We start from the raw sequence: 24,534 nt of genomic DNA, 5'->3' as shown, positions 1-24,534 counted from the left end.
CCGACTCATGGCCTACGAAGCAGCTTCCGAACGTTATGCCGACATGCAATACCGCACCTGCGGCAAATCCGGGCTCAAACTGCCCGCCCTGTCGCTCGGCCTGTGGCACAACTTCGGCGACTCGACGCCGATCGCGACGCAGCGCGAGATCCTGCGCACCGCGTTCGACCTCGGCATCAATCACTTCGACCTCGCGAACAACTACGGGCCGCCGTACGGCAGCGCCGAAACCAACTTCGGCCGGCTGCTGAAGGAAGATTTCCGGCCGTACCGCGACGAGCTGCTGATCTCGACGAAGGCCGGCTGGGACATGTGGCCGGGGCCGTACGGCAGCGGCGGCGGGTCGCGCAAGTACGTGCTCGCGAGCCTTGACCAGAGCCTGCAGCGCATGGGCCTCGACTACGTCGACATCTTCTATTCGCACCGCTTCGACGCACACACGCCCCTCGAGGAAACCGCCGGCGCGCTCGCATCGGCCGTGCAGCAGGGCAAGGCGCTGTATATCGGCATCTCGTCGTACTCGGCCGCGAAGACGCGCGAGATGGCCGAACTGCTCGCGCAATACAAGGTGCCGCTGCTGATCCACCAGCCGTCCTACAACATGCTGAACCGCTGGATCGAGCCGGACCTGCTCGGCACGCTCGACGAGATCGGCACGGGCAGCATCGCGTTCACGCCGCTCGCGCAGGGGCTGCTGACGTCGAAATACCTGAACGGCGTGCCGGACGACGCACGCGTGAACAAACCGGGCGGCGGCTCGCTGAAGCAGGATCACCTGAGCGCGGAGAACCTCGAGCACGTGCGCAAGCTCAACGGCATCGCCGAGCGGCGCGGGCAGAGCCTCGCGCAAATGGCGCTCGCGTGGGTGCTGCGCAATGGCCGCGTGACGTCCGCACTGATCGGCGCGAGCCGTGCGGAGCAGGTGCGTGAAAACGTCGGCGCGCTGAAGAATCTCGAATTCTCGGCCGACGAACTCGCGGAGATCGATCGCCACGCGATCGAGGGCGGCATCAATCTGTGGGAAAAGCCGTCCACCGATCAGGCGATCTGACCGGCAGCAACGACCGTCGATACGGGATGCGAAGCATTGCATGCCGTATCGCCGCGCACGCACACACGCCGTCGCGTCGCTGCAATGCAGCGACGTGACCGCCGCGCGCCGACGCGTGGCTAGAGGAGTGCAGGCAGGCCCTCGACGAGCAATACCGCAACGCCGACGCCGAGGATGACGCCGAGCACGCGCAGCAGGTTGTGGCGGAATTCGGTTGCGCACGGCACCGCGCCGAGAAATAGCGCTCCGGCCAGCGCCATCGGAATCAACAGGATGAAGTCGCCGATCGTGAAATAGGTCGTCATGCGTGTCTCCGTAGTCGGCCGGAACAGGCGCATGCGCGTCTTCCAGCCCCATGCCGGGCATTTCTCTTGTTCGGCCGACCGATTCGCGATTGCGAGCGGGTCGGACAGTTCGAGTATAGGCAAGCTCGCCGCGTTTTTCGCTATCCGAACCATTAAAAGTATGCGGAAAACCCCGGGGATTCCGCATTTTTCCCGCGAATTGGACGAATGCCTTGCGCCAGTCTTTCCCGTTCCTTTCGATTGGCGCGGAAACGTCGTACGTGTTCGCTACGGGCTGCCGCACCCGCGGGCGCGGCAGCCCAGCCGCTTACGCGCGATCGGGTTGCGCGCGAACGGCGGGCGTGCGGAACACGAGCGCGAGGCCCCCGACGATCGCCCCCATGCCGGCGAGCGCGAGCGGTTCGGGCCGGTTGCCGAGCCAGAGCGCGTCCATCAGCGTGGTGACGACGGGCACGAGATAGAACAGGCTCGTCACGTTGACGAGATCGCCGCGCTGCATCAACCGGTAGAACAGCAACTGCGCGATCACCGAGATCACGATCCCGAGCCACAGCAGCGGCACGACAAACGCCCAGCCGATCTCGAGCGAGATCGGCCGGAACGGCAGGATCGCCACGCACAGCACGAGGCCGATCGCGTTCTGCAGCGGCAGCACGTCGGCAGGCGCCGCGCGCACGCGCTTTTGCAGCAGCGAGCCGGCGGTCAGCGCGACGAGCGCCGTGAGCGCGCAGGCGACGCCGATGACCGGCAGGCCGGTGCCGCCCACGCCGCGGCACACGACGAGCGCGAGACCAGCCAACGACAGCCCGAGCCCGGCGATACGTATCGGTTGCCAGCGCCGCTCGACGATCGCGAGCGTGAGGATCGGCTGCACGCCGAGGATCGTCGCGAGCACGCCCGGCGCGATCCCGCGATCGAGCGCGAGCAGGTAGAAGATCGAATAGCCGCCCATCATCAGCAGGCCGGTCAGCGCGGCCATGCGGCGCTCGCCGCGTGGCGGCAGCCAGCGTCCGCGCATGACGGCCAGCGCGAGCAGCACGAGTGACGCGAGCGCGAATCGCGTGGTGAGAAAGACGAACGCGGATGCGTGATGCAGACCGAGTTCCGCGAAGATCGCGCCGCTGCTCCACAGCAGGACGAAGAGCGACGTCACGCCATGCGCGGCGAGCGCGTGTTTGAACGAAACCATGTGAATCCACCTGTCGAACGGATCGAAACGTTCCATGTCGCGCGTGCGGGAACGCGTCGTGCGCGATCACGCACGAACGGCCCAAACGGGCAAATGGAAAACGGAAACCGAAAGCCGGCTGGTCAGCCGACGTGTGCCGCCGGCGGGGGCGGCGCGGCGCCGACGCGCGGCGGTGCGACAGGAGGAGGGAGGACCGACGGATGCGCGCACGCCTGCGGCCGCGAGTCGAACTGCGGCCGGGATTTTGCGAGAGCGGACGTGAGCGGATGCATCGTGTCGAAATGCGCTTGAACGCGAATGAACGTCAAAGGTAACGCAAGGCGGCCGTGCAGCGCAACCGCTGGCGCACCGGCACCGCCATACGCTATGGCGCCACGACACTACGACATCACGCCGCACGCCGCGCGCCGGTAGCTTCGTGAGTCTCGTTCGAGGTAGGGGGCGCGGCATTGAGGCGCGAGGCCGCGGGCGTGGTTCCGTTCGCTGCGCTCACGCGAAGTCTCCTCGCGACCGGGCAAAGGGCAGACGATAAGCCTGTCGTGCGATTCGCGTGCGCGCCGCGCGTATGGCCGGATTCGGCGGACAGTCACATTCGACAGGGTATGATGGGGGTATCCGCCCGTGCAAGCGCACGCGCGGCGCAGTGGTTGATTGGAGACATTCGACGAATTCGCGGCACTTCGCCTGCTTCTTCTTCTTTTCGCGCTTCGATAAACCGTGAACAATGGGATCACGCGCAACACCCCGACGAGGGCGGCGCGGATCGTGCATTTGCCGGCTCGCCAGCGAGCCGGGTTTCAAGTTTCAAGAGTGGGGAACCATCATGCATGTCGGGTCGATTGTCTGCACTACCCATATCGCAGTGCCGAAGGGCGCGCGCGGCATCGTTCAGCGCGTTCTGGGCGACATGGCCATGGTGACCTGGTACGCGGGCGTGCCGGGCGAGTCGAAGGAACTCAACACCGAGCCGTTCTTTCTCGAGGACCTGATCGACACCGGCGAATCCGTGCTGCCGGCCGGCGCCGCGATCCACTGAGCGCGCGTGCCGCACCGGGCGCTCGTGTTTCGGCGCGGCTGACGGCACAATGCGGGGCATGAAAGACGACACTTCCGCCCCCGCAGCTCCCGCCGGCCCGCCGTTCGCCGGCCTCACGCCCGAGTGCGTGCTCGACGCGCTCGACAGCGTGCTGATGCCGTCCGGGCTGCGCACCGACGGGCGCCTGCTCGCGCTCAACAGCTACGAGAACCGCGTCTACCAGGTCGGCATCGAAGACGGCCCGCCGGTCGTCGCGAAGTTCTACCGGCCCGCGCGCTGGTCGGACGACGCGATCCTGGAAGAACACGCCTTCGTCGCCGAGCTCGCCGCGCGCGAGATTCCGGCGGTGCCCGCGCGCGCGTTCGACGGCCGCACGCTGCATGCGTTCGACGGCTTCCGCTTCTCGATCTTCGAGCGGCGCGGCGGCCGCGCGCCCGATCTCGACCGCAGCGACACGCTCGAATGGCTCGGCCGCTTCATCGGCCGGATTCACGCGGTCGGCGCGACCGAGCCGTATGTCGCGCGTCCGGTGCTCGACATCCGCACGTTCGGCTACGAGCCGCGCGACTACCTGCTCGCGCACGATTTTCTTCCCGACGATGTCCGGCCCGCCTACGAGACGGCGGTGAACCTCGCGCTCGAAGGCGTCGAGGCCGCGTTCGAGCGTGCGGGCGAGATTCGCCTGCTGCGCACGCACGGCGACTGCCATCCGAGCAACGTGTTGTGGACCGACGCAGGCCCGCATTTCGTCGACTTCGACGATAGCCGGATGGCGCCCGCCGTCCAGGATCTGTGGCTGCTGCTGCCGGGCGATCGCGAAGGCGCGTCGCGCGCGCTCGCGGACCTGCTCGCAGGTTATGAGGACTTCTGCGAATTCGAGCCGCGCGAGCTGCATCTGGTCGAAGCGCTGCGCACGCTGCGCTTGATCCACTACGCGGCCTGGCTGGCGCGCCGCTGGGACGATCCGGCGTTTCCGGCCGCGTTCCCGTGGTTCAACACGCATCGCTACTGGGAAGCACGCGTGCTCGAGCTGCGCGAGCAGATCGGCGCGATGCAGGAAGGGCCGCTCTGGCCCGTGTGACGTGCGACGGCGCGCGCGGCAGCGTCGCCGCGCGGCGTTCGCGGGCGGGCCGGCGCGTGTGGCGCGCGGCCCGCATCGCTCAGAACTTCAGCATCATCCTGATGACCGCGGCGAAGCGCTTGCCGTAAGGCGGTGCGATCAGCCCACGGGTATTCAGGCGCGCCTGCGTGAGCACGGGCTTCATCTTCGAGAACGTCACGAAGCCGTCGTAGCCGTGATACGCGCCCATCCCGCTCGCGCCGACGCCGCCGAACGGCAGGCTGCCGCACGCAATGTGCAGCAGTGCGTCGTTCACCGTCACGCCGCCCGAGATCGTTTCGCGCATCACGCGCTCGACCGTGCCGCCATCCTCGTCGAACAGGTACAGCGCGAGCGGCCGCGGCCGCGCGTTCACGTACGCGATCGCCTCGTCGAGCCGCTCGTACGGCACGAGCGGCAGCAACGGCCCGAAGATTTCCTCCTGCATCAGTTGCGACGCGGCCGGCACGTGCGTGACCGCGCACGGCACGAAGCGGCGTGACGCGGGATCGGACTGCGCGTCCGACAGCGGATGCAATTGCGCGCCTGCCGCCTGCGCGTCGGTCGCCAGTTGCTGCAGCCGGGCGTAATGGCGCGGCGACACGATCGTCGTGTAGTCGCCGTTGGTCGACAGGTCCGGATACAGCTTCGCGAAGCGCGCTCGTGCCCGCTCGATGAACGCGGCTTCCATCCCGCGCGGCAGCAGCACGTAGTCGGGCGCGATGCAGGTCTGGCCCGCGTTCAGCGTCTTGCCGCCGATGATCGCGTCGACGGCCGCATCGAAGCGCGCATTCGGACCGACGATCGCCGGAGACTTGCCGCCGAGTTCGAGCGTGACGGGTGTGAGGTTGTCGGCCGCGGCGCGCATCACATGGCGGCCGACGTGCGTCGACCCGGTGAACAGCAGGTGATCGAACGGCAGCGCGCTGAATGCGGCGCCGATCTCCGCATCGCCGTTCACGACCGCGACGTGGTCGCGCGAGAAGGTCTTCCCGATCAGTTGCGCGAACAGCGCCGACGTGCGCGGCGTCAGTTCGGACATCTTGATGATCGCGCGGTTGCCGGCCGCGAGCGCGCAGATCAGCGGCCCGGCCGCGAGCAGGAGCGGATAGTTCCACGGCACGACGATGCCGACCACGCCGAGCGGCTGCGGCAGCACCTTCGCGCGCGCCGGCCGCAGCCACTTGTTCATCGGCTTGCGGATGGGCTTCATCCAGCGCTTGCCGTGCTTGAGCGCATCGTCGATCTCTTCCTTCGCCATCCAGATTTCCGACAGCAGTACTTCCTGCTTCGCGCGATGCCCGAAGTCGGCGCTGATCGCATCGGCGAGCGCATCCGCGTGATCGAGCAGCATCGTGCGCAGCGCGCGCAGGTGCTGCGCGCGGGTGTCCCACTCCGGATACGGCGCGCGCAGGTAGGCCGCGCGCTGGTCGCGCAGCAGCGACGTCAGCGCATCGACCGACGGCGCCGTTTGCGGGGCCAGTTCGGGCAGGTCGTTCTTCATGTCGTCTACTCCAGTTGGGCGTGGCACGTCGGCCAGCAGTCAGGCCGCACGTACCCGCTCGGCGAGCGTGGTGGGGCGGGTCGGGATGGCGCGCGTCGCGCGGCACGGGGCCGGATGCAATGCACGGTCGAAAACAGGGTGCAACGTGCGGCAAGCGTCGTATCCGCGCGACGGTATTCGTGTTCGAAAACGGGATTGCTCGGGGTGCGCGTGCGGCTCGCTGCGACTTCCGAATGGTGCGCGATCGCGAATTGCCGATGCTTGCCGGCGCACCGAAGCGGCATGACGCGATGCGCGCGACGATGCATGAATCGGCAGGTCGAGCCGCGCATGCGACGCGCCGTTCAAACGGTCGGCGATACGCGGCGTCGTTCGATTTCGACCGGCCGCGCGCACGGTGTTGCACGTCACCGCCAAGGCATCCGTTTGAAATGAAATGCGGGCCGCGCGCGGTGCGTCCGGACAACCCGGTCGGCACGCGGCCTGCAGAACGTCGCGCTGCATCGTCGTCTCCCCAGTTTCGCGACGGCGCGGCTTCTGGCGGCCGCTGCATCGCGTCGAATTCATCGATACATCTTAAATTTAGTTCACGCGGGCGTTTAGAGGAATCGCTCTTGAATCGGCGTGCCGCGCGCGCGACGGCCATTCCTACAATGCCCGAACATTACAAGCGGGAGCCGGGCCGCGCCGGGCGCCGTTCATGACACGAAGGAGACGTGACATGCAATACGACTACATCATCGTCGGCGGAGGATCGGGCGGGTCGAGCCTCGCGAGCCGCCTCGCCGATGCATGCCCCGACGCGACGATCGCGTTGATCGAGACCGGTTCGCACACGGCGCGCAACCTGCTCGTCAACATGCCGGTGGGGATCGCGGCGCTCGTGCCGTTCAAGCTCGGCACGAACTACGGCTACGAGACGGTGCCGCAGCCGGGCCTCGGCGGCCGCCGCGGCTACCAGCCGCGCGGACGCGGGATGGGCGGCTCGAGCGCGATCAACGCGATGATCTACACGCGCGGCCATCCGGGCGACTACGACGAGTGGGCACAACTCGGTGCGACGGGCTGGGGCTGGCAGGACGTGCTGCCGTATTTCCGCCGCGCGGAAGGCAACGCGCGCGGCGCCGACGCCTGGCACGGCGCGGACGGGCCGCTGACGGTGTCCGATCTGCGCTTTCGCAATCCGTTCTCCGAACGATTCATCCAGGCCGCGCACGCGGCCGGTTATCCGCTCAACGACGACTTCAACGGCGCGACGCAGGAAGGCGTCGGCTTCTATCAGGTCACGCATCGCGACGGCTCGCGCTGCAGCGTTGCACGTGCGTACATCTACGACCGTGACCGGCCGAACCTGCATGTGATCACCGATGCGACGGTGCTGCGCGTGGGCTTCGACGGCAGGCGCGCGGTCGGTGTGGTGGTGTCGCGCGACGGACGCGTCGAGACGCTCGGCGCGCGCGCGGAAGTGATCCTGTCGGCCGGCGCGTTCAATTCGCCGCAACTGCTGATGTGCTCGGGGATCGGGCCGGCGGAACAACTGCGCCGGCACGGGATCGCGGTCGTGCAGGACGCACCGGATGTCGGCACCAACCTGATCGACCATATCGACTTCATCATCAACACGCGCGTGAATTCGTCGGAGCTGGTCGGCATCTGCCTGCGCGGGATCGCGAAGATGGCGCCGGCGCTCGCGCGCTATTTCTCGAGCCGCACGGGGATGATGACGAGCAACGTCGCGGAGGCCGGCGGCTTCATCAAGAGCGATCCGTCGCTCGATCGTCCGGACCTGCAACTGCATTTCTGCACGGCGCTCGTCGACGATCACAACCGCAAGATGCACTGGGGCTTCGGTTATTCGCTGCACGTGTGCGCGCTGCGCCCGTTCAGCCGCGGCACGGTCGCGCTCGCGAGCGGCGATGCGCGCGACGCGCCGCTGATCGATCCGCGTTTCTTCAGCGATACGCGCGATCTCGACCTGCTCGTGCGCGGTGCGCAGGCGATGCGCCGGATCCTGTCGCAGGCGCCGCTCGCGTCGCAGGGCGGGCGCGAGTTGTACACGCGCGCGGGCCAGAGCGAAGCCGAGCTGCGCGCGACGATCGTCGCGCACGCCGACACGATCTATCACCCGGTCGGCACCTGCCGGATGGGCTCGGATGCGCGCGCGGTCGTGGATCCGCAACTGCGCGTGCGGGGTGTCGAAAGGCTGCGGGTGGTGGATGCGTCGGTGATGCCGACGCTGATCGGCGGGAACACGAATGCGCCGTCGGTGATGATCGGCGAACGCGCGGCGGACTTCATCGTCGCGGCGCGCCGGGGCAGCGTGCCGCGCGGCGAGGCGGCCGCGGCCGCGCACGGCCGCTGAGCGGCACATACTCGCACGTACCGGCACATACCGGCACGCGAGCGACGCGATGCTCAGGCGAACGTATCGACGAGGCCCGCGCGGCTCACGGTGGCGGCGGCCGATGCGGATTGCGCGGCGTCGACCGGTGCGTCGACGGCTGACGATCCGGCGCGCGCGCGCGGCGACGACCGGCCGCCGGCGAAGCTTTGCTGCGGGTTCTGCTGCTGCGACGCGAAGCCGCCGTCGCTGACCGTCGCGCTGCCCAGGCCGAGCCCGCCCGCTTCCATCGCCTCGCGCAACTTCGGCAGCGCGGCTTCCACCGCGTCACGCACCTGCGCGTGCTGCGATACGAACAGTGCATGCGCGTGGTTGTCCGCGACGCGCAGCACGACCTGCAGCGGGCCGAGGTCCGGCGGGTTCAGCGTCAGCTCGGCGCTCTGCTGGTGCGCATTCGACAGGAACACGACCTTCTGGCTCAGCGCATCCGTCCAGTCGGCGGTGCCGACGTGCGGGGCCAGCACGTGCGGATTGGCCGCGGCGATCGTGCTTGCGGCGGGCGATGCCTGGAGGTTCGCCTGGGCGGCTGCCGCAGCCGTGGCGGCGGCAGCGACCGTTGCGTCGGCGGCCGGGCTGGCGGTTTCTTCGGCGGCCGCGAATGCATGTTGCGCGGCGGGTTGGGCCGTTGCGCCGGCCTGCAGCGGTGCGGCGGCCTGCGTGGCGGGCTGCTGTGTCGCGGGCGCGCCTTTGGCGTCGGCGAGCGCGCGGTCGAAGGTCGGGACCTTCGGCGTCAGCGGGGCGGCGGCCGAGGCCGACGTCGTCGCTGCCGGTGCCGGCGCTGCGGTCGCCGCCGCGCCCGTCGCGGGCATCGCGATCGCGCCCGCACCGCCGGTCAGCTTCGCCAGCGCGGCCTGCAGCGCGTCGCGACCCGACGCGGGGGCAGCCGGCTCGGCGGCCGCATCCTTGCCGGCATGATTCGGCAGCGCGGCCGTGGCGTCGGGCTGGCCGGACACGGCCGTCGTCTGCGCGGCGGCAGCGGTGCTGTCGGCATCGGCCGGCGCCGCGTCGTTCGTGCGAGCCAGCAGTTGCGCCTGCACGGCGGCGGCCGCAGCGAGTGCGGCGGCGTCGGGATTGGGCGTCGCGTTCGCATCGTCGATCGGCTTGTCGTCGCCCGTGCCGTACGGCTTGGTGCCGGCGGCCGGCGTCGCCGACACCTGTTTCGTCGCGGCGTCCGGCATGCCGGCATTCGTCGCGTCGTGCCGCGTGTCGACGCTTTGCTTCAGCGTCTGTGCGAACGGCACGGCGGCCGGGCTGGCGGCGGCATCGTTGCCGGCGGCGGCCGACGAACCCGCGTCGCGGACGGCCTTGAGTGCGGTGCCGGCGGTGTCGAGCAGCGCGCCGAGCAGGGGCAGGGGAGGCATGACGATTCTCTCGTTCGAAAGCGGTGAGCGGCTATGCCGAGCGGGCGGCGTCGGCCCGCATGCGCAGGATCTTCGCGGCGTGTTCGTCGGCGTCGCGCTGTTCGCGCTTCGCGGTACGCTGCGCTTCCTGCGCGACGCCGCGCGCCTGCAGGATTTCGTATGAGCCGACGGTGCGTTTCTTCTGTTGCCAGTTCGGGCGCGCCTCGTCGATGCGGCGTTCAGCTGCGGCCAGCACGTTGCGCTGCTGCGCGATCGCAGCGTCGAGCGTGTCGATGAACGCCTGGAAATTGCGCCAGTTGCCGGCCGGCATCCCGCTCTGCGCGGACTGCGCGAAGCGTGCGTGGTATTCGTCGCGATAGCGCAGCAGCGCATCGAGCTGCTCGGCGGCAGCGGTGCGGTCGCGCTGCGCGGTGCCGAGCTGCTTCGCGGCCGTATCGAGATCTTCCTGCGCGCGGTCGAGCAGCAGTTGAAGGGGAAAGCCGTGTGCCATCGGGATCAGCCTCCGTGTACGTCGAACAGCGCATCGAGCGCGGCGAGGCTCGATTCGAACGGTGCGCATTCGCGAAAGCCCTGCTGCAGGAACGATTCGATGCGCGGGTAGAGCGCGATCGCGCGGTCGAGCTGCGCGTCGCGGCCGGGCGCATAGGCGCCGACCGCGATCAGGTCGCGATTGCGCTGGTAGCGCGACAGCATCTGCTTGAACTGCCGAACGCGGTCGAGATGCGGTTCGTCGATCAGCGCGGTCATCGCGCGGCTGATCGACGCCTCGATGTCGATCGCCGGATAGTGGCCGGCCTCGGCGAGCGCGCGCGACAGCACGACGTGGCCATCGAGGATCGCGCGCGCCGAGTCGGCGATCGGGTCCTGCTGGTCGTCGCCTTCGGTCAGCACCGTGTAGAACGCGGTGATCGAGCCGCCGCCTTCGGGCCCGTTGCCGGTGCGCTCGACGAGCGCGGGCAGCTTCGCGAACACCGACGGCGGATAACCCTTGGTCGCGGGCGGCTCGCCGATCGCGAGCGCGATCTCGCGCTGCGCCATCGCGTAGCGCGTCAGCGAATCCATCAGCAGCAGCACGTGCTTGCCCTGGTCGCGGAAATACTCGGCGAGCGACGTCGCGTAGGCGGCGCCCTGCATCCGCAGCAGCGGCGACACGTCGGCCGGCGCCGCGACGACGACCGAGCGCGCGAGCCCGTCCTCGCCGAGGATCTGTTCGATGAATTCCTTCACTTCGCGGCCGCGTTCACCGATCAGCCCGATCACGATCACTTCCGCGCTGGTGTAGCGCGCCATCGTGCCGAGCAGCACCGACTTGCCGACGCCGGAGCCGGCGAACAGGCCCATCCGCTGCCCGCGGCCGACGGTGAGCAGGCCGTTGATCGCGCGCACGCCGACGTCGAGTACGTGGTGGATCGGCTCGCGATCGAGCGGGTTGATCGACGGCGCCGACAGCGGCGCATCGACCTTCGACCCGAGCGGGCCGAGGCCGTCGAGCGGGCGGCCCGACGCGTCGACGACGCGCCCGAGCATTTCCCAGCCGACCGGCAGCCGCTTGGCGCCCGCGAGCGGATCGGCGACGGGCGCGGCCTCCAGCGGCCATACGCGCGCGCCGGGCAGGACGCCGGCGACGTCGGTGGTCGGCATCAGGAACAGGCGATCGCCGGAGAACCCGACGACTTCCGCTTCCGCGTGCGGCAGCGTGCTGCCGGGCGGCAATTCGATCGTGCATTCGGCGCCGACCGACAGGCGCAGCCCGATCGCCTCGAGCACGAGGCCCGCGGCGCGCGTGAGGCGCCCGCACGGCCGCAGCGGCAGCGCGCGGTGGCTGCGTGTCGCGAGCCCGTTCAGGTGCGTGCGCCAGTGCGCGAGATGCGGATTGTGCGGCGCGCGCGGCGTGTCGCAGGCGGCATCCGTCGCGTGTGCCGGCGCGTCGTGCGCGGTGTCGTGCGGACCGTCGGGGCCGAACGACGCGAGCGCGAGTTCGCGCTCGAGCGGCGTCATTCCGTCGTGCAGGATCGATTCGGGCGTGGGCGTCACCATGCGCTCACCTTGCCGATCGCGGCGGCGACGCGCTGCCAGCGGGTGGGCAGCGTCGCGTCGACCTCGCCCGTCGCGGCGTGCGCGCGGCAGCCGCCGCGCTCGATCGACGCGTCGGTGCGCACGTTCCAGCCGAGCGTATCGAGTTCGTCCTGCAGATAGGCTTCGACGACGGGCAGGTCGGCCGGATTCACCGCGAGATGCGGCGCGCCGGACAGCGCCGGTTCGGCGGCGAGCACGTCGCGCACCGCCGCGACGAGCGCGGCCGGATCGTGCTTCACGTGCTGGCGCACGACCTGCTGCGCGATGTCGAGCGCGAGCTGCGCGAGGTCGGACGCGAGATCGTGCTCGATGCTCGACACGGCTTCGCGGAACGACGCGGCGAGCGCCGCGAGCTGCGCGGCCTGTTTGCGGGCTTCGGCCTGGCCGGCTTCGAAACCCTGCTCGCGGCCCTGGTCGAAACCGGCCTGATAACCCAGCGCCTGGCCTTCGACGTGACCGGCCGCATGGCCTTCGGCATGCGCGGCGTCGCGCACGCGCTGCAGGTCCGCGGCGAGCGCGGCGGCGGCCGCTGCGGCAGCGTCGGGCGGCGGCGGGGGCGGCGGCGGATCGAACGACGCCATCTCCCACCGCTGGTACGCGGTGAGGGTGCCGGCGGGCTCGCGCGCGGAATCAGACATACGCGTCTTCCGCCTTGCCGCCGATCACGACCTGGCCGCTTTCGGCGAGATTGCGGACGATTTGCAGGATGCGGCGCTGCTGCGTCTCGACTTCGGACACGCGCACCGGGCCGCGCGCGTCGAGATCCTCGGCGAGCAGTTCGGCCGCGCGTTGCGACATGTTCGCGAGGAACTTCTGGCGCAGCGCGGGCGGCGCGCCCTTCAGCGCGATGATCAGCGTTTCCGACTCGACTTCCTTCAGCACCATCTGGATCGCGCGATCCTCGAGGTCGAGCAGGTTCTCGAACACGAACATCTGGTCGATGATCTTCTGCGCGAGCTCCGCGTCGTACTGGCGCACGCTTTCGAGCACGCCTTCCTCATGATTGCTCGTCATGAAGTTCAGGATCTCGGCCGCGGTGCGGATGCCGCCCATCGGGCTGCGCTTCAGGTTGTCGCTGCCGGACAGCAGGCCGGTCAGCACGTCGTCGAGCTCGCGCAGCGCGGCCGGCTGGATGCCGTCGAGCGTCGCGATCCGCAGCAGCACGTCGTTGCGCAGCCGCTCGGTGAAGCACGATGCGATCTCGGACGCCTGGTCGCGGTCGAGGTGCACGAGGATGGTCGCGATGATCTGCGGATGCTCGTTCTTGATCAGTTCGGCCACCGCGCCCGAGTCCATCCACTTCAGGCCCTCGATGCCGCTCGTGTCGCTGCCCTGCAGGATCCGGTCGATCAGCACGCCGGCCTTGTCCTCGCCGAGCGCCTTGGTCAGCACCGAGCGGATGTAATCGCTCGAATCGAGCGACAGCGCGGTGTGCTGCTCGGCTTCCCTCGCGAACTCCTGCAGCACGTCCTCGACCTGCTCGCGCGTGACGTTCTTCAGCGCGGCCATCGCGGCGCCGATCTTCTGCACCTCGCGCGGCGCGAGGAACTTGAATACTTCAGCGGCCTCTTCCTCGCCGATCGACATCAGCAGCAGCGCGCTCTTGGTCAGGCCTTCAGCGTTCATCGGACACCCAGTTCTTCACGACGGTGGCGACGATCTTCGGATCCTGGCGGGCGATCGTGCGCGCGTAGTCGAGGTTGCGTTCGTAGCGGTTCTTTTCGTTCTCGAAGCCGAGCAGCAGCGCATCGGGCTCGTCGGCCTTGTCCGGGGCGGGCAGGCCGTCGAGCACGACCGCATCCTCCGGCGCCGCGAGCGCCGGCGCGGCCGGCTCGGGCGGCGGGAACGCGCGGCGCATCGCCGGGCGCACGAACATGAAATAGAGCGCCGCCGCGGCCGCCGCGATGCCGAGCCACTTCGCGGCTTCCTTCGCCATCGCGATCATGTCCGGCTGGCGCCACCACGGCAGGTCGGCGTACGGATCGCTCGCGGTCGAGAACGCGCTGTTCACGACGTTCACCGAGTCGCCGCGCTTCTCGTCGTAGCCCATCGCGTCCTTCACGAGCTGCTCGATCTGGGCGAGCTTCGCGGGTGGCAGCGGCTGCATCGTCACGTGGCCCTTCGCGTCGGCCACCGGCTGGTAATTGACGACGACGGCGACCGACAGCCGCTTCACGTTGCCCATCGGCTGCTCGACGTGGCGGATCGTCTTGTCGAGTTCGTAGTTGGTCGTCTGGTCCTTGCGGTCGCTGACGGGCGTCGACTGCGGCCCGCTCTGGCCGTTGCCGGCGACGATCGGCGCGGAGGCCGGCTGCGGCGGCGTGTTCGACAGCGCGCCCGGCACGCCCGAGGCGCCGCCCTGCGCGAGTTCGGTGGCCGTGCTGGTCTGCTGGCTGCGGATCGCGGTCTGCTGCGGCGAGGCGTTCGGGCCGTAGCTTTCCGAGGTCTGCTCGAGCCTGGAGAAATCGACGTCCGCGCTGACCTGCGAGCGCGCGTTGCCGGCGCCGAAGATCGGCGCGAGGATCGCGTCGATGCGCTTCTGCGTGTTGCGCTCGACCTGCTGCACGTACTTGAGCTGGCTCGCGTCGAGGCCGGAGGCCGACGCCGTCTGGGTCAGCAGGTTGCCGTCCTGGTCGACGATCGTCACGTTCTTGGCCGGCATGTCGGGCACGCCGGACGACACCATCCGCGTGATCGCCTGGACCTGGCCCTCGTCGAGCACGCGGCCCGGGTAGAGGTCGACGAACACCGACGCGCTCGGCGCTTCCTTGTCGCGCACGAACACCGACGGCTTCGGGATCGCGAGATGCACGCGCGCCGTTTTCACCGCGTTGATCGACTCGATCGTGCGCTGCAGCTCGCCTTCGAGCGCGCGCTGGTAGTTCACCTGCTCCGCGAACTGGCTGATGCCGAATTTCTGGTTGTCCATCAGCTCGAAGCCGACCGAGCCGCCCTTGGGCAGGCCCATCGCGGCGAGCTTCAGGCGCGTTTCGTGCACCTGGTTCGACGGCACCAGGATCGCGCCGCCCGCGTCGGCGAACTTGTAGGGAACGTTTGCCTGCTGGAGCGCGGTGATGATCGCGCCGCCGTCGCGGTCCGACAGGTTGCTGTACAGCACGCGATAGTCGGGCGCGCGGCTCCACAGCACGAGCGCGGTGATCGCGGCGACGGCGAACGCGACCGCGATCACGAACGGCAGCTTCGGGTTGCCCTTCATCCGCGAGATGCCGGGGATGCGTTCCGCGAAGCCGCCGAACCCGAAGTCCGCGCCGGCGCCGCCTGCTCCCGGCAACGCGGCGGCCGCGGTGGCGCCTGGCACCGGGCTGGCGAGGCCCGTGCGGGCGTCGGGGTTGATCAGCGAGTTGGCCTGCGAATCCATGCGTGGAGTTTCTCCGGAGCGGGACGACTGAGCCGCTCGGACGAGCGGACGGACAATGACACGATGCGATTATCGGGACCCGGGCGCGACTCCGATCGACCGAAAAGAGCGGGGTTTCCCCCGTACTTTCGCGGCTTTGGCGCGCGCCGCGCTGCTATCCTTTTTCGCGATCCGGCATGGTGCGCGTCGTACGGCGCCGTCGGAAACGCCCGGTGTGCCCGGGTCTCATCTCTTACAGGTCTGGGGACAACATGGCTGCCAACGTCAGCGGAATCGGTTCGGTGTTGCAACAGATGCAGGCGATGGCCGCGCAGGCGAGCGGCGGCGTCGGGAGCCCGGCGGCAGCGCTCGCCGGCTCGGGCGCCGCGACGGCCGGCACGTTCGCGAGCGCGATGAAGGCGTCGCTCGACAAGATCAGCGGCGACCAGCAGCACGCGCTCGGCGAGGCGCACGCGTTCGAGGTCGGCGCGGCGAACGTGTCGCTGAACGACGTGATGGTCGACATGCAGAAGGCCAACATCGGTTTCCAGTTCGGGCTCCAGGTCCGCAACAAGCTCGTGAGCGCGTACAACGACATCATGCAGATGTCGGTCTGACCCGCCGGCAACCGGCGACGGGCATCCGGCGACGGGCTTCCCGGGGCAGCCGCCCAGGGGAGCAGCCTGCCTGCCGCGCCGGCGGCCCGCGCACCTAAAGCTTTCCAATTCCGTTCCGATAACTCTGGAACGAGGCCGCGTCGTGCATCGCAAGGCGGCGGCCACCGCATAGCCAACGCATCACAAGGAGAAGCGCATGTTTTCCCCAGGACACGCTGGAGCCAGTGCGTACGCGCGTGTCGGCGTCGAGACGGGGGTGATGGGCGCCTCCCCGCACCGGCTGATCGCGATGCTGTATCAGGGCGCGCGGCAGGCCATCGCGCTCGCGCGCATGCATTTGCAGCAGGGCAACGTGTCCGCACGCGGCGAAGCGATCGGCAAGGCGATCGGGATCGTCGAGAACGGCCTGCAGGTGTCGCTGAATCGCGACGCGGGCGGCCAGATCGCCGAGCGCCTCGACGCGCTGTACACCTATATCGGCCGGCGCCTGCTGGAAGCCAACATGCACGCGAGCGACGCGATGCTGGTCGAGGTCGACGGGCTGCTCGCGACGCTCGAGGAAGCATGGACGGGCATCGCTCCGGAAGTCGCGCGCATGGCCGCGCAACAGGCGGCGGGCGCGGCGCGATGAATCTCAAGGCCGAATACTTCGCTCGCTACGAGGCGCTCGCGGCCGTGTCGGGCCGCATGCTGTGCGCGGCGCGCGGCGCGGACTGGCGCGCGCTGCCGGAGTTGCAGGCCGAATTCCTGAGGCTCGTCGACGGGTTGAAGGCGGCCGCTCCGGGTGTCGCGCTCGACGAAGCGGACCTCGGCCGCAAGCTCGCGCTGATCCGCCGCATCCTCGCCGACGACGCCGCGATCCGCGATCTCGCGAGCCCGGAAGTCGCGCGGTTGTCCGCGCTGTTCGAGGCGCGGCGCTCGACCGAGGTATTGACCGATCTCTACCGCGCTCGCGGATAGTGCCCGTTTGCCGGGGCGGCGGTAGCCGCGTGCCCGGCATCGCAACGATGTGGCTGAGGTGAGCAGGCTTCGATCATGACCGGTATCGACTCCGTTGCGGCCGCCCTGCTGGCGAGCCGCCTCGACAGCCTGCTGGCCGGCACCGTGACGGCGCCCGCCGGCGGCGGCGCGACCGCGCAAGTCGGCACGCCGGGTGCCGGCGCGTCGTCGCCGCCCGCGACGGGGGCCACGCCGGCCGCGCCGCCGGCGTCCGCGCAGACGGCGTTATCCGATGTCGCGCTCGTGCTCGATGCGATCTCGCGCTCGGGCGGTGTCGCGACGCCCGTGATCGTCGGGCGCACGCCGCTGCTGGCCGACCCTTCCGTGCTGCTGGGCGGCGCGGCGACCGCGCCGCCGGTCGGGCAGAGCGCCTCCGATCCGGCCGCTTCGGCCGCCGCTTCTTCCACTGCTTCCTACACCGCTTCTTCCAGCACTTCTTCAACCGCGTCGCCCGCGTCCGACGTCGCGGCCACGCGGGCTGCGGCTGCCGCACCGCCCGTCGCGGCGCTGCGCGCGGCGCTCGCGCAGGCCGTGAGCGAAAGCGGCCTCTTCTACGAATCCCATCTCGCGCAGTGGCTGGCCGGCCAGCGCCCGCTCGCCGCGCTGATGCGCGAACCGCAGGCGCGCCTCACGACCGTGCCGGTGCAGCCCGCCCCGGATGCCGCGCAGCACGATGCGCCCGATGTGCTCGACGAACTGCTCGCGCCGCGTCTGCCGTTGCCGGCGGCCGCGCCGCGATTCGCCATGCAACCGGGCGCGCCCGCGCCGAGCGGTGCAGTGCCGCACGAGCCTGTGCAGAACGCCCAGCTGGTCGCCCGGCCGGGTACCGCGTCGGGCACGGCCGCGCTGACCGACCCGCTCGGCGACCATCCCGACCCGCGCTGGACGCCGGCGCGCGCCGAACTGGCCGCCGCGTCGGCCGATCCGCAGGCGCAGGCATCGGCTCCCGTGCATCCGGCCGCCGTGCCGATCGTCCGGCAGCAGCTCGACGCACTCGCGACGGACCAGTTTCGCTGGGCGGGCGAGGCATGGCCCGGCGCGCGGCTCGACTGGACGATCGAGCCCGACGAGCCGGGCGGCCGCGCGTCGCGCGGCGGCGACGACACGGGGGACGGGATCGCCTGGCGCACCCGGCTGACGCTCACGTTGCCGTCGCTCGGCACGGTCGACGCGGAGCTGGTGTTGAACGGCAAGCAGCTCGTCGCGCGGCTGCGCGCGAATTCGGCCGGCGCCGACCGGCTCACGCGAAACGAGGCGGCGTTGCGGCAACGGTTCGAGGGATCGGGCCTGCAGCTCGGCGGACTGTCGATCCGCGCGGTCGGCGACGAGCCGGACGGCTTCGATCCGCTCGTCGCGCAGGCCGCCGCTGCCGCGTATGCGCGCAGTGCGGCTGGCGGCATGCCGGGCGCCGACGACGAGGTGCCGCGATGAGCATGACGTCGCGCAAGCGCGCGGCCGCGCTCGTCTACGATCCGAAAGGCGGCGATGCCGCGCCGCGCGTGGTCGCGAAGGGGTATGGCCTGCTCGCCGAGATGATCGTCGCGCGTGCCCGTGATGCGGGGCTGTACGTGCATACCGCGCCGGAGATGGTGTCGCTGCTGATGCAGGTCGACCTCGACGACCGGATTCCGCCGCAGCTTTACCACGCCGTCGCGGATCTGCTCGCGTGGCTGTATGCGCTCGATCGCACCGAGCCCGAACCGGATGACGCCGCGCCGCGCTTTCCGTTGCCGCCGCTGCGCCGCTGAGTCGCTGAGTCCGCGTCCACGCCTCCCCCCGGGTTTTCTTGCGAAATGCTGTCCGGGTCTTTCGCGATCATTTCGTCGGCATTTTTCGTCTATTGACCGGAATCTGTGCGCGATCTGTATGCTTTTTCGGTTATCTCTGGACTTTCTCGCCCGCTCCGGCGTGTGCCGGCGGATTGAGCGGTCGCGTCATTTGTGTAATGATATCCATTCTCATTTTCATGCTGTCCTGGCGGCGTACGTTTTCCGTGCGCCGCCCGTTGCTTTGAACGAATGGATACTCTCGCGTGAACGCGCCCGAAACTATCGCCCCCCCGCAGGCCGGCAGGCCCCCCGCGGGCGTTACCGTGCTCCATCCGGCCGCACGGCCCCTGAGCGACGCCGAACTGGCGGTGCGCCGCCAGCGCTCGCGCCGCGCGACCTTCATCAAATGGCTGCGCAAGGTGCATGGCTGGATCGGACTGTGGGGCGCGGTGCTCGGATTGCTGTTCGGCGTGACGGGCGTACTGCTGAACCACCGTGCGCCGCCGCTGAAGATCCCGACCGGGGAACCGCAGGTCGAGCAGATGCAGATCGCGCTGCCGGACCCGGTGCCGAAGTCGCCCGCCGCGATGACGAAGTGGCTCCAGCAGGAACTGCACTTCGACGGCCGGCCGGGCCGCGTGCGCAAGGAGCCTGCGCAGCCGGTCACCTGGGGCGACAAGCGCGTGATGCAGCCCGAGCACTGGCAGATGGGCCTGTTCGGTCCGCACCAGAACCTGCAGGCGGAATACTGGGTCGGCAACGGCTACGTGTCGGTGAAGCGCACCGGCAACACGTTCCTGACGACGCTGAACAACCTGCATCGCGGCGTCGGCATGAATCTCGGCTGGGTGCTGCTGATGGACACGATCGCGGGTTCGCTGATCCTGCTATCGCTGACGGGCGTGCTGCTGTGGACGGAGCTGAACAAGCGCCGCACGGTCGGCGTGGTGCTGGTGGCCGGCTCGGTCGCTGCGGCGCTCGCGGCGGGACTCGCCTGACGTCGGCATCGACGCGCGCCGGTTTTCGCCGACGCATGACGGCCATCCGGCGCGGCCTTGCACCGCAGCGACGGCGTCAAGAAAACGCCGGGCCGCCCCAGGTTTTCCGTCCCGAAGGAAGTCTCCTTGGGGGGCTGGCGCGAAGCGACCGGTTTGGAGGGGGCCTCAGAGGCCGCAGGCCGCGCCGCCGTTTGCCGCGATTTCGCGGGCGGCCTTCGCGCCCTCGACCTGCAGGATCGTCGGCAGCGACACGTTGTTCTTCGCGGCCGTCACTTCGGCGAGGATCGAGATCGCGATTTCGGGCGGCGTGCGGCTGCCGATGTAGATGCCGGCCGGCCCGTGCAGCCGCGCAAGTTCCGCCTCGCTCAGGTCGAATTCGAGCAGCCGCTCGCGCCGCGCCGCATTGTTGCGTCGCGAGCCGAGCGCGCCCACGTAGAACGCGGGCGTCTTCAACGCCTCCATCAGCGCGAGATCGTCGAGCTTCGGGTCGTGCGTGAGCGCGATCACGGCCGAACGCGCGTCGAGCTTCATGTCGAGCACCGTGTCGTCGGGCATCGTGTGCACGACGCGCGTGCCCGGCACATCCCACGCATCCGTGTATTCCTCGCGCGGATCGCAAACCGTCACCTGATAGTCGAGGCCGACCGCGATCTGGCACAGATAGCGCGACAATTGCCCGGCGCCGATCACGAGCATCCGGTAGCGCGGCCCGTGGATCGTCACGAGCCGCTCGCCGTCGAACGCGAGCCCGTCGGTCGCCTGCGCGGGTGACAGCGACGCGCGCCCGGTCGCGAGCGTCATCGTGCGCGTGACGAGGCGGCCGGCTTCGACTTCCGCGCACAACGCGGCGATCCCGCTGTCGCGCGTGAGCGGCTCCAGCACGAGCTGGATCGTGCCGCCGCAGGGCAGCCCGAAGCGGTGCGCTTCCTCGGCCGTCACGCCGTACTTGACGGCTTCCGGGCGCGCGTCGGCCGCGATCCCGCTCGCATGCACGCGGGCGATCAGGTCGTCCTCGATGCATCCGCCGGACACGGAGCCGACCACGAGCCCGTCCTCGCGCACCGCGAGCATCGCGCCTTCGGGGCGCGGCGACGAGCCCCACGTCTTCACGACCGTCACGAGCAGCACGCGGCGCCCTTCGTCGAGCCAGCGCGCGCTGGATTTCAGTACATCGAGATCGACGCTTTCCATCATCCTGTTCCTGTTGCCGGACGGCCCGCCGGGCCGGGCCGTCGTTCGATGGCGGGATTATGAACCGGCCGGCGCGCGCGTGCCGGCAGCGTGCAGATCGTGGCGGCAAATCCGGACGATCGGGCAAGAAATCGCGACGATCGGGCAGCGATCGTGCGCGGGCGGGGCGAAGCGGCGCATGTCGCGCCGCCCGCGCGGGTGCGCCTGTGGCGAGGACGATTCGGGCGGGAGACGATTCAGGCGGGAGGGAGCGGGGCGCACGGGGCCGGTGCCGGCCCGGCGTGGCGTCGTACCGCTACACGCTGGGTGCTGCGCGCGGTGTGCGCGCGCAGCGGCGGCGGTCAATGCGCGTCGTGGTGACCGTGCGCGAGCTTCGAGTGGCGCCGCGAATACAGGAAGTAGATCACGAGGCCGATCACGAGCCAGATGCCGAACGCGGCCCACGTGACGGGCTGCAGGTTCAGCATCAGGAACAGGCACGCGCCGACCGCGAGGATCGGCACCACCGGCACGCCCGGGCAACGGAACGCGCGCGGCAGTTCCGGGTGCGTGCGGCGCAGCACCAGCACCGCGATCGACACCATCGAGAACGCGGCGAGCGTGCCGATGTTGATCAGCTCGGCGAGCACGTTGAGCGGCACGAGCGCGGCGATCAGCCCGAAGAACAGGCCGACGAGCCAGGTCGTCAGGAACGGCGTCGCGTAGCGCGGATGCACGCGCGACAGCGTCGCCGGCAGCAGCCCGTCGCGCGACATCGCGAAGATGATCCGCGTCTGGCCGTAGCTCATCACGAGGATCACGGTCAGCATGCCGAGCACCGCGCCGAGGTCGATGAAGCCCGCGACCCACTTCTCGCCGGCGATCTGCAGCGCATACGAGATCGGGTGCGACACGTTCGCGTACTGCGCCGACGGCACGATGCCGGTCGCGACCGCCGCGACCGTCACGTACAGCACCGCGCACACCGCGAGCGACGCGATGATGCCGATCGGCAGGTCGCGCTTCGGGTTCTTCACTTCCTCGGCCGCCGACGACACCGCGTCGAAGCCGATGAACGCGAAGAACATCACGGCCGCGGCGCCGAACACGCCGTTCCAGCCGTGCGGCATGAACGGCTTCCAGTTCGCGGGCGTCACGTGGAACACGCCGACCGCGATCACGAGCAGCACAACCGACACCTTGATGAACACCATGATGTTGTTGATGCGGGTCGACTCGCGGATGCCGATCGACAGCAGCGTCGTGATCACCAGCATCACGAGGAATGCCGGCAGGTTGAACCACGTGACGACGCCCGGAATCGCGCCGGGTGCGGCCGTCAGCACGGTCGGCAGCGAGAGCCCGAAGCCCTGCAGCAGCGACTGCAGGTAGCCCGACCAGCCGACCGACACGGCCGACGCCGCGAGGCCGTATTCGAGCATCAGGTCCCAGCCGATGATCCAGGCGACGAGCTCGCCGAGCGTCGCGTACGAATACGTGTAGATCGAGCCCGCGACCGGAATCGTCGACGCGAATTCGGCGTACGACAGCGCCGCGAGGCCGCATGCGATCGCGGCGATCACGAACGACAGCATCAGCGCTGGGCCGGCCTGCACGGCGCCCGTGCCGGTCAGCACGAAGATGCCGGTGCCGATGATCGCGCCGATGCCGAGGAAGGTGAGGTCGATTGCGCCGAGCGCTTTCTTGAGCCCGGCGCCGTGCGCGCCGGCGATCATGCGATCGACGTTTTTCTTGCGGAAGAGGGACATTGCGGATGTGTCTCCGGCGCGCGCGAGCGCGGCGGCGCCGAGTGAGTGAAAACCCGCAATTTTAGCCGATTTGGCGTGAAAGACCCGCTGCGGCGCAGCGGCGTGCTCCGGAATCGCCCGACAAAACAAGCGCTTGCGCGCAGCATTCGGCGGCCGGCGCCGGCGCGGCGCAGGCCGGCGCGGTGAACGGCGCGATTCCGGTGAATCCGGCGGATCAGGCGCCCGACGCGGGCGTCATCTCGACGAGCCGGTTGCTCATCACGTAGAACGTCAGTTCCGCGTTGTTCGACAGCCGCATCTTCTCGAGCAGCCGCGACCGGTACACGCTGACCGTCTTCACCGACAGCGACAGCGTGTTCGCGATGTCGGTGAGGCGCTTGCCCGACGCGAGCATGCAGAGCGTCTGGTATTCGCGGTCGGACAGCTTCTCGTGCGGCAGCGGTTCGTTCTCGAACGACACGTATTCGGCGAGCGCCTCGGCCATCGCCGGGCTCACGTACTTGCGGCCGGCCGCGACCTGCTGGATCGCGCCGATCATCTGCGCGGCATTCACCGTCTTCGACAGGTAGCCGGAGGCGCCGGCCTTCAGCGCGCGCACCGCGTACTGATCCTCGCGGTACATCGAGAACATCAGCACCGGCGCGCCCGGCAGCTTGCGCTTGATGCGCTTGAGCACCTCGATGCCGTTCGCGTCCGGCAGCGAGATGTCGAGCAGGATCACATCGAAGGCCTGGCGGTCGACCGCGGCCATCGCATCGCTGCCGGTCTCGGCTTCGGTCACGTCGCGCGCGACACCGCGGTCGATCAGCAGGTGGCGGATCCCTTGGCGGACGATCGCATGATCGTCCACGAGCAGGATGTTCAGGCTCATGGCGACCTCACGAAAGCGACGCGCGGCGCGCGGCGGCCGGCACCGCGAACAGCGAGTCCCACGCGAAGCGCGCGATGACGCGCGTGCCGCGGCCCGCTTCCGGCGCACGCGCGTCGAAGCTGCCGCCGAACGCCTCGCAGCGTGCGCGCATCCCGGCGAGGCCGTAGCCGGCGCGCCGGCTGCGGGTAAAACCGGTCCCGTCGTCGGTGACGATCAGGGACAGATGCGTGGCGTCCGTGTCGATCTGCACGTCGACGGACGCCGCGCGCGCATGCTTCGCGACGTTCGACAGCGCTTCCTGCGCGACACGGAAGATCGCGAGCGCGCCGGCGCCGCCGAGTTGCGTGAGGCGCGCGTCGGCCGCGCAGACGAAGCTCGTACGCAGGCCAGTGCGGGCCGCGTGGCTGTCGGCCCACGTCGACAGTGCGCCGACGACGCCGCCGTCGAGTGCCGGCGTGTCGCGCTCGTCGATCAGCCTGCGGTTGGCGTCGGTCGCGGCGTCGAGCGACCGCTGCGCCAGCTCGAGCGCGCGCAGGCAGCCCTCCGGCGCATCGGCCGGCAGCCACGTTTGAACGTTTGCGAGCGCGAAACGCGCGGCGGTGAGTTCGGCGCCGAGCCCGTCGTGCAGTTCGCCGGCCAGATGGCGGCGGGCCGCTTCGTCGGCGGCCGTCAGCTGAAGGGACAGCGCCGCGATCCGGGCGGCGGACGCGTCGCGGTTGGGCAGGGCTTCGGCCACGGGGGCTGCTGCCGCGCCGTCGCCAGGCACGCGCGGCTGCGACGGGAACGGGGCGTGGGCGCCCGGGGGCGCGTTGAGCGACGTATCCATGACTCTCCCTGCTGTCAGAAAGCGGTTCGGGCACCGGCTGGCTGCGTGGATCGGCTGCCGTTTCGATGACGGTCGCCGTCAGAGAATCGCCCCTTGCCGAGGTAACAGAAGTTACAATTTGTAACGTTTGAGTCC

General features: G+C 69.7%; 24 protein-coding genes. 10 read left to right on the top strand and 14 right to left on the bottom strand.

Annotation, left to right across the window (positions count from 1 at the left end):
• Positions 1 to 7: 7 nt before the first annotated feature.
• Complete coding sequence (gene mgrA / locus DIE17_RS15635; RefSeq protein WP_124486683.1) at positions 8 to 1,051, top strand: L-glyceraldehyde 3-phosphate reductase; 1,044 nt, start codon at positions 8 to 10, stop codon at positions 1,049 to 1,051.
• 119 nt (positions 1,052 to 1,170) lie between these two features.
• On the opposite strand, the gene DIE17_RS15630 is transcribed toward mgrA, so the two are convergent.
• Positions 1,171 to 1,356 carry a hypothetical protein gene (locus DIE17_RS15630; protein WP_014895742.1) on the bottom strand — a complete coding sequence of 62 codons (186 nt, stop codon included), beginning with the start codon at positions 1,354 to 1,356 and terminating at the stop codon, positions 1,171 to 1,173.
• A 307-nt stretch (positions 1,357 to 1,663) separates the two neighbouring features.
• Positions 1,664 to 2,545 carry a DMT family transporter gene (locus DIE17_RS15625; protein ID WP_124520551.1) on the bottom strand — a complete coding sequence of 294 codons (882 nt, stop codon included), beginning with the start codon at positions 2,543 to 2,545 and terminating at the stop codon, positions 1,664 to 1,666.
• Positions 2,546 to 3,368: 823 nt separating this feature from the next.
• Here DIE17_RS15625 and DIE17_RS15615 point away from each other — a divergent pair.
• On the top strand, positions 3,369 to 3,581 hold the full coding sequence (locus DIE17_RS15615; protein WP_011886311.1) for a hypothetical protein: 213 nt from the start codon (positions 3,369 to 3,371) through the stop codon (positions 3,579 to 3,581).
• Positions 3,582 to 3,630: 49 nt separating this feature from the next.
• Positions 3,631 to 4,662: a serine/threonine protein kinase gene (locus tag DIE17_RS15610; RefSeq protein ID WP_124520550.1), complete on the top strand. Its 1,032-nt coding sequence runs from the start codon at positions 3,631 to 3,633 to the stop codon at positions 4,660 to 4,662.
• A 79-nt stretch (positions 4,663 to 4,741) separates the two neighbouring features.
• Here the strand turns inward: DIE17_RS15610 and DIE17_RS15605 are convergent, their stop codons facing one another.
• Positions 4,742 to 6,184, bottom strand: coding sequence for a coniferyl aldehyde dehydrogenase (locus DIE17_RS15605; protein ID WP_124486679.1), 1,443 nt, complete (start codon positions 6,182 to 6,184; stop codon positions 4,742 to 4,744).
• 39 nt (positions 6,185 to 6,223) lie between these two features.
• Positions 6,224 to 6,688 (bottom strand): hypothetical protein, encoded by a 465-nt coding sequence (locus DIE17_RS15600; RefSeq protein WP_124486678.1) that lies wholly within the window; start codon positions 6,686 to 6,688, stop codon positions 6,224 to 6,226.
• Between the two features lie 217 nt (positions 6,689 to 6,905).
• On the opposite strand from DIE17_RS15600, the gene DIE17_RS15590 reads away from it, so the two are divergent.
• Positions 6,906 to 8,546, top strand: a complete 1,641-nt coding sequence (locus DIE17_RS15590; RefSeq protein ID WP_124520549.1) for a GMC family oxidoreductase — start codon at positions 6,906 to 6,908, stop codon at positions 8,544 to 8,546.
• 53 nt (positions 8,547 to 8,599) lie between these two features.
• Here the strand turns inward: DIE17_RS15590 and DIE17_RS15585 are convergent, their stop codons facing one another.
• Genes DIE17_RS15585 through fliF form a run of 6 tightly spaced genes read right to left on the bottom strand, consistent with a single transcriptional unit; the run spans position 8,600 to position 15,401 of the window.
• Positions 8,600 to 9,946, bottom strand: coding sequence for a flagellar hook-length control protein FliK (locus DIE17_RS15585; RefSeq protein WP_124520548.1), 1,347 nt, complete (start codon positions 9,944 to 9,946; stop codon positions 8,600 to 8,602).
• A gap of 31 nt (positions 9,947 to 9,977) precedes the next feature.
• Positions 9,978 to 10,436: a flagellar export protein FliJ gene (gene fliJ, locus DIE17_RS15580; RefSeq protein WP_044849246.1), complete on the bottom strand. Its 459-nt coding sequence runs from the start codon at positions 10,434 to 10,436 to the stop codon at positions 9,978 to 9,980.
• A 5-nt stretch (positions 10,437 to 10,441) separates the two neighbouring features.
• A complete protein-coding gene (gene fliI, locus DIE17_RS15575) occupies positions 10,442 to 11,983 on the bottom strand; it encodes a flagellar protein export ATPase FliI (protein WP_124486675.1) in 1,542 nt (513 codons plus the stop codon).
• Positions 11,977 to 12,660 (bottom strand): flagellar assembly protein FliH, encoded by a 684-nt coding sequence (fliH, locus tag DIE17_RS15570; RefSeq protein ID WP_124486674.1) that lies wholly within the window; start codon positions 12,658 to 12,660, stop codon positions 11,977 to 11,979. The genes fliI and fliH overlap by 7 nt, the downstream gene beginning before the upstream one ends.
• Complete coding sequence (gene fliG / locus DIE17_RS15565; RefSeq protein WP_124486673.1) at positions 12,653 to 13,648, bottom strand: flagellar motor switch protein FliG; 996 nt, start codon at positions 13,646 to 13,648, stop codon at positions 12,653 to 12,655. The genes fliH and fliG overlap by 8 nt, the downstream gene beginning before the upstream one ends.
• Entirely contained in the window at positions 13,638 to 15,401 is a 1,764-nt protein-coding gene (gene fliF / locus DIE17_RS15560) for a flagellar basal-body MS-ring/collar protein FliF (RefSeq protein ID WP_044849242.1), read from the bottom strand. The genes fliG and fliF overlap by 11 nt, the downstream gene beginning before the upstream one ends.
• 251 nt (positions 15,402 to 15,652) lie before the next feature.
• Between fliF and fliE the strand changes: the two genes are divergently transcribed.
• The 6 genes from fliE (at position 15,653) to DIE17_RS15525 (ending at position 19,763) form a co-directional block, all read left to right on the top strand.
• A complete protein-coding gene (gene fliE / locus DIE17_RS15550) occupies positions 15,653 to 15,997 on the top strand; it encodes a flagellar hook-basal body complex protein FliE (RefSeq protein WP_044849241.1) in 345 nt (114 codons plus the stop codon).
• A 196-nt stretch (positions 15,998 to 16,193) separates the two neighbouring features.
• Entirely contained in the window at positions 16,194 to 16,628 is a 435-nt protein-coding gene (gene fliS, locus DIE17_RS15545) for a flagellar export chaperone FliS (RefSeq protein ID WP_044849240.1), read from the top strand.
• Complete coding sequence (locus DIE17_RS15540) at positions 16,625 to 16,957, top strand: flagellar protein FliT (protein ID WP_044849239.1); 333 nt, start codon at positions 16,625 to 16,627, stop codon at positions 16,955 to 16,957. Before fliS ends, DIE17_RS15540 begins: the two co-directional genes overlap by 4 nt.
• A gap of 75 nt (positions 16,958 to 17,032) precedes the next feature.
• Positions 17,033 to 18,427, top strand: coding sequence for a flagellar hook-length control protein FliK (locus DIE17_RS15535; protein WP_124520547.1), 1,395 nt, complete (start codon positions 17,033 to 17,035; stop codon positions 18,425 to 18,427).
• Complete coding sequence (locus DIE17_RS15530) at positions 18,424 to 18,744, top strand: EscU/YscU/HrcU family type III secretion system export apparatus switch protein (protein ID WP_124520546.1); 321 nt, start codon at positions 18,424 to 18,426, stop codon at positions 18,742 to 18,744. Before DIE17_RS15535 ends, DIE17_RS15530 begins: the two co-directional genes overlap by 4 nt.
• A 284-nt stretch (positions 18,745 to 19,028) precedes the next feature.
• Positions 19,029 to 19,763 carry a PepSY-associated TM helix domain-containing protein gene (locus DIE17_RS15525; RefSeq protein WP_124520545.1) on the top strand — a complete coding sequence of 245 codons (735 nt, stop codon included), beginning with the start codon at positions 19,029 to 19,031 and terminating at the stop codon, positions 19,761 to 19,763.
• Positions 19,764 to 19,928: 165 nt separating this feature from the next.
• Here DIE17_RS15525 and DIE17_RS15520 read toward each other — a convergent pair whose 3' ends face one another.
• From DIE17_RS15520 to rqpS, 4 genes are all read right to left on the bottom strand, one after another.
• Positions 19,929 to 20,954 (bottom strand): XdhC family protein, encoded by a 1,026-nt coding sequence (locus tag DIE17_RS15520; RefSeq protein ID WP_044848843.1) that lies wholly within the window; start codon positions 20,952 to 20,954, stop codon positions 19,929 to 19,931.
• A 341-nt stretch (positions 20,955 to 21,295) separates the two neighbouring features.
• On the bottom strand, positions 21,296 to 22,702 hold the full coding sequence (locus DIE17_RS15515) for an amino acid permease (protein ID WP_124520544.1): 1,407 nt from the start codon (positions 22,700 to 22,702) through the stop codon (positions 21,296 to 21,298).
• A 214-nt stretch (positions 22,703 to 22,916) separates the two neighbouring features.
• The gene (rqpR, locus tag DIE17_RS15510; protein ID WP_044848845.1) at positions 22,917 to 23,573 is read right to left on the bottom strand and encodes a response regulator transcription factor RqpR; all 657 of its coding nucleotides are present in this window, start codon (positions 23,571 to 23,573) and stop codon (positions 22,917 to 22,919) included.
• Positions 23,574 to 23,580: 7 nt separating this feature from the next.
• Entirely contained in the window at positions 23,581 to 24,399 is an 819-nt protein-coding gene (gene rqpS / locus DIE17_RS15505; protein ID WP_124520543.1) for a quorum system sensor histidine kinase RqpS, read from the bottom strand.
• Positions 24,400 to 24,534: the final 135 nt, after the last annotated feature.

This window comes from Burkholderia sp. Bp9099 (assembly GCF_003857805.1).
GTDB lineage: Bacteria > Pseudomonadota > Gammaproteobacteria > Burkholderiales > Burkholderiaceae > Burkholderia.
Note: the sequence above shows the minus strand (reverse complement) of the source record. Positions and strands in the feature narration are given on the sequence as shown.